The sequence below is a fragment of the Marinobacter sp. UBA2498 genome (genome assembly GCF_002341575.1).
GTDB lineage: Bacteria > Pseudomonadota > Gammaproteobacteria > Pseudomonadales > Oleiphilaceae > Marinobacter > Marinobacter manganoxydans.
The window spans coordinates 51,405-55,848 of record NZ_DDOI01000150.1 but is presented as its reverse complement, the minus strand read 5'-3'; the positions used below and the strand labels follow the sequence as shown (position 1 = coordinate 55,848).

The following is a 4,444-nucleotide window of genomic DNA, read 5'->3' as shown; positions in this document are numbered from 1 at the left end:
CGGCAGCAGGCCTAGAGAATCAATGTCAGACCGCCCGTAACGACAGCGAACAGCACGGACAACCAGATCACGGTCATCCAGGGGAAAGGCGGCGGGGGTGGTTCAATCGCCAACTCTTTTTCCAGGTAGTTTCTCAGCAAGCGGGTGTTGCGGGTGTTGGCTTTGTATACCGCGTCAAAGCCATCACCTATCACAGGCAGCAGGCCACCGAGGAAATCAATGCCCATGTTGCGCAGCATGCGAAGCTTGACGTCCTTGCTGGCGCCCGCCCTCTGCGCTTCCACCAATACGTACCCGCCCAGTACCAGGCCCACGGCGTCCCCCACCACGGGCAACAGGCCAATCACTGCCTCCGCACCTATCTTTATATTGGTAAACGGGATAGCAATGTTGCTGTCGGTGAACCGGCTGAATTTATCCAGCCGCTCCAGAATGGCCTTCTGGCGGGCTTCGGAAGGTTTCGGCATTTCCTCTCCAGTTCAGGCGCTCACTCAGGCTTTGCGCCGATTTCCTCGAATGCCTGTACCAGGGTATCCGGTTCCTGGGCGCCGGAAATCAGGTACTTACCGTTCACGATGAACGCCGGCACGGCAGAAACGCCGGCCTGCTGGTAGGTCGCTTCGTCCTCCCGGACCACGTCGGCGAATTCATCTGAATCCAGAATTTGCTTAGCCTTGTCGCGATCCAGCCCAAGGCTCTCGACGCAGCCCAGTAACACGTTCGGGTCTGAAACATCCTCTGCCTTTCCGAAATAGGCCTCGAACAGCGCCTGCTTCATCTCCGTCTGTTTGCCCTGCTCAGCAGCCCACTTGACCAGCCGATGGGCATCGAAGGTGTTGCAGGTGAAACGCTCCTGCATTTTCTCAAAATTGAGGCCCAGATCCTTCGCAATCGTCATCATCTGGTTTTGGGTAGCGCGCATCTCATCCTCGCTCCGGCCGTACTTGCGGGCCAGAGCCGGCAGGATGGGCTCACCCTCACCCGTATGATCCGGGTTCAGTTCAAAGGCATGCCATTGGAGGCCAAATTCGTATTCAGACGCCAGCTGTTTCATGGCCTGCTCCAGGCGGGCGTAGCCAATGGCACACCAGGGGCAGGCGATGTCGGAAACAATGTCGATGTTGATCGTTTTCATGGCATATCCCGTTCATTGCATTTAGACACGATATCGTCAGCCTAACACGGGGACAGATCAGCCATCTCCCGCCAGATGCTCCCGGATCAGCTCCGCCATCTGCCGTGCAGGTTCAGTGGGGCGGCCCGATGGCCGGTGCAGAGCCATCTCGATGGATTGCAGGGCCGGCATTCCGCTTCGTTCGTCCAGAACACGCAACTGGGGCGTGAGCATATCGCGGGTTACCGGCACCACCGCCAATCCGGCCACTACCACTGGCATCAGCCCCGTCATCGACTGACTTGAGTAGGCCAGGCGCCACTGCCGACCCGCAGAAAACAGCGCCTGCTCCGCCACCTCCCTGAACACATCAGCACCCGGCGAGTAGAGCGCAAGAGGGATGGGATCTGTGAGGGACGGCTGTTTCTCGGCGCCGACCGCCCACACCAGTGGCTCCCGGCGAATCACTTCCCCCCCGGGGGAGCGGGTCTGGCGTGTTACAACCGCCAGGTCCAACTCACCGGCCTGCACCTGCTGCAAAAGCCTGACACTCGACCCGCAGATAACCTGAAGCTGAACCGCCGGAAACAGCTGGCTGAAATGGGAGAGCACGGAGGTCAGCAAAAACGCATAGTCTTCCGGGATACCCAGGCTCAGCTGCCCCGATACCTGCCGCTGCCGAAGCGAATCCAATGCCTCGTTGTTCAGGGCCAGCATCTTCCGGGCATAACCGATCAGCTGCTCGCCCTCCGCGGTAAACCGTATCCGCCGCCCTTCCCGCTCGTGAAGGGGCACCTCCAGCAGGGACTCCAGTCGATGCAACTGCATGCTCACGGTTGACTGGGTATAAGCAAGCCGGTCTGCAGCGGCGGTAACCGTTCCGGTGTCGGCAATGGCCAGTAGCGTTTGCAGCACGTTCAGATCAAGAATCCTGGGACGCAATCCATCAACTCCTGTGATGTTTTTTATCAATAACTGTTGTTTTTGTGATGCTTAATCCGAGTATATCCTGCCACTGTCAGATCGCAACACACCGGCTAAAGGAGGACTGCCCATGAGGATTCTTAACGCGACCATCGGTCTGCCAAACATCCTGAGCATCATCGCGGCTCTGGTTGCCGTGGTGCTGTGGGCCGTCGCACCTCTGCTGGTGGATGCAGCGCGCTCCATTCCTCCGTTTCAACTTACAACCATCGCCCTGATCAGTGGCGCACTGGCGGTGCTGCCCATGAGTTTCCGGGGGCGCGAAGCGCGCAGATCTGTGAAAGTGTCCTGGCAATGGAAATTGGTGATTTTCGGTCTTGTGCCTTTGCTGGTACTGGGGGCGGTCGGCGCGTATCTGGCCGGCCTGGGCATGGCGCCCACCGCAGAGGCGTCTCTGATCACCTATACCTGGCCGGTTATGTTTATCCTGATCAGCCAGTGGGCTTTCCATCGGCGGATCGCCCTCCCGGTTGTTGCAGGGGCACTGATTGCCTTTTCCGGGGCGGCTTTGCTGCTGGGCCCGGAGGCCCTGAGTAATGGTTTCTCAGGCAATCTGACTGGTTACGGCCTGGCTCTTCTGGCCGGGGGCTGCTGGGCCCTGTATTCGTGGATCTGCCAGGCAACACCTGTGGCGATCGCTCCGGTAATGCCCGGCCTGTTCCTTCTGGCAGGCGCCGGAGCAGCCGCCGCAGACACCGTATCCGGCTCGGCCCATGCGCTGCCTTCAGGAACCGCGCTGGCCGCTGGCGTCGCCCTAGGCCTGGGGCCATACGGACTGGCCATGGTGGCCTGGGATCTGGCCCTTCGGAAGGGGCCTACAGCCCTGGTGGGAAGCCTCGCCTATGCGGTGCCGGTACTGGCTGCTCTTTTCCTGGTACTGGCCGGGATTGCCGCGCCAGACTGGCGGCTTCCGCTGGCAGCGATACTCGTGGTTCTGGGTTCGCTGGTGGCATCCAGCCGTCGGCGGGCCTGAGCCTAAAGACTTGCGTATACTCCTCCTGTGAAACTCAAATCGCACGAGGAGTATGCCAATGGCCGACGAAGACACGCTCACCGCCCTGAAAACCGCCTTTACCTTCATGCCCCAGCCGGTCGAGATCAACCGGTTTGAATACGGAGATGATGCTGACAGAATTCTGGCTCAGGTAAATTTTGTGCGGGAAGTACTGATCAGTCACGGCATTGATCCGGAAGAAGTCGCCGGCGAAATCAACCCGGACTCGTCACCCAATTCCTGTTACTGAGCTGACACTGTTTCCAGGAGCAAGCATGCCTTATCAGTTCGAAGACCTGAAAAAGAGCTGCCAGAACGAATGGCAGGCCTACATCGAGCACGGCTCTGTGCAGCAACTCGGTAATGCGACATTAGCGCCGGAAGCGTTCCAGCATTACCTGAAGCAGGACTACCTGTTCCTGATCCAGTTTGCCCGTGCCTTTGCTCTTGCAGCCTATAAAAGCCCGACACTGTCGGACCTTCGCCAGGCAAAGGAGGGTTTGCAGGCCATCGTGGATGTGGAACTGGATCTGCACGTCAGCTACTGCAAGGAATGGGGCATTTCCGAACAAGAGCTGGCCGACCTGCCGGAAGCCCGGGCCACGCTGGCCTACACCCGCTACGTTCTGGACACCGGCAACCGGGGCGACCTGCTGGACCTGCACGTGGCCCTGTCACCGTGCATGGTGGGTTACGGTGAAATCGCCAACTGGCTAAATAGCCGGGCGGAAACGATTCGGGGTGAGAACAACCCCTACGATGCCTGGATCGCCATGTACGAGAGCGACGAGTTCCAGGAGGCGATGCGAGCTGAGATCAGCTGGCTCAATGAGCGACTGGCCGATGTCTCCCCTGCCCGCTTCAAGGAACTAACCCGGATTTTCAGCGACGCCACCCGGCTTGAAATCGATTTCTGGGAAATGGGCCTGAAGCAGAGCGATTGACTCGCACTGCTGGTTTGGCAGCTGGCGCGCAGGTTGAAGCTTAATCCTGCGCTGCCCGCTCCTCCCGCAACCTGGCCCGCACGTTCATCAACACCTTCCCATAACGGTTTTCGCCCCGTCGATCGCGGCCACAGCCCCAGAAATAATCGAAATTGCTGTTTTCAACGATTTTCGTGTCGCCGGTATCCAGCAGAGCCTCCGCCAGCTCGGGATGGGTTCGGCAGCGCACGTAGATCCCCCGTGTCATAACGGTTTCGCGCACCTGCTTCCAATCCCGCCGCAGGCTCTTGTGGCGCTTGCGCCCAAGCTTTCCTGCCTTGCCGGGCGTGTCGGCGTTGCGCACCTTTTCCTGGCGGTTGTCGTCCGTGAACTTCATTCCCTGGAAATAGTGTTCCACGGTTGGCCAGA

General features: G+C 59.4%; 7 protein-coding genes. 3 read left to right on the top strand and 4 right to left on the bottom strand.

All coding sequences use genetic code 11. The features are described from left to right. Nucleotides 1-11 precede the first annotated feature (11 nt). The 3 genes from B2W52_RS21070 to B2W52_RS21060 are packed head-to-tail and all read right to left on the bottom strand — an operon-like array spanning nt 12 to nt 2,056. Nucleotides 12-467 (bottom strand): DUF4112 domain-containing protein, encoded by a 456-nt coding sequence (locus tag B2W52_RS21070; protein WP_008172410.1) that lies wholly within the window; start codon nt 465-467, stop codon nt 12-14. 20 nt (nt 468-487) lie between these two features. Further along, on the bottom strand, nt 488-1,135 hold the full coding sequence (locus B2W52_RS21065) for a DsbA family oxidoreductase (protein WP_104270620.1): 648 nt from the start codon (nt 1,133-1,135) through the stop codon (nt 488-490). Between the two features lie 57 nt (nt 1,136-1,192). Then, nucleotides 1,193-2,056 carry a LysR substrate-binding domain-containing protein gene (locus B2W52_RS21060; RefSeq protein ID WP_053112838.1) on the bottom strand — a complete coding sequence of 288 codons (864 nt, stop codon included), beginning with the start codon at nt 2,054-2,056 and terminating at the stop codon, nt 1,193-1,195. 112 nt (nt 2,057-2,168) lie between these two features. Between B2W52_RS21060 and B2W52_RS21055 the strand changes: the two genes are divergently transcribed. Genes B2W52_RS21055 through tenA form a run of 3 tightly spaced genes read left to right on the top strand, consistent with a single transcriptional unit; the run spans nt 2,169 to nt 4,036 of the window. Next, nucleotides 2,169-3,071, top strand: a complete 903-nt coding sequence (locus B2W52_RS21055; protein WP_053112839.1) for a DMT family transporter — start codon at nt 2,169-2,171, stop codon at nt 3,069-3,071. 58 nt (nt 3,072-3,129) lie between these two features. Further along, nucleotides 3,130-3,342: a penicillin-binding protein gene (locus tag B2W52_RS21050; protein WP_286804019.1), complete on the top strand. Its 213-nt coding sequence runs from the start codon at nt 3,130-3,132 to the stop codon at nt 3,340-3,342. Nucleotides 3,343-3,367: 25 nt separating this feature from the next. Beyond that, nucleotides 3,368-4,036: a thiaminase II gene (tenA, locus tag B2W52_RS21045; RefSeq protein WP_286804018.1), complete on the top strand. Its 669-nt coding sequence runs from the start codon at nt 3,368-3,370 to the stop codon at nt 4,034-4,036. Nucleotides 4,037-4,076: 40 nt separating this feature from the next. On the opposite strand, the gene B2W52_RS21040 is transcribed toward tenA, so the two are convergent. Further along, on the bottom strand, nt 4,077-4,444 hold a 368-nt coding region (locus B2W52_RS21040; RefSeq protein WP_286804017.1), incomplete at its 5' end, for an NADAR family protein.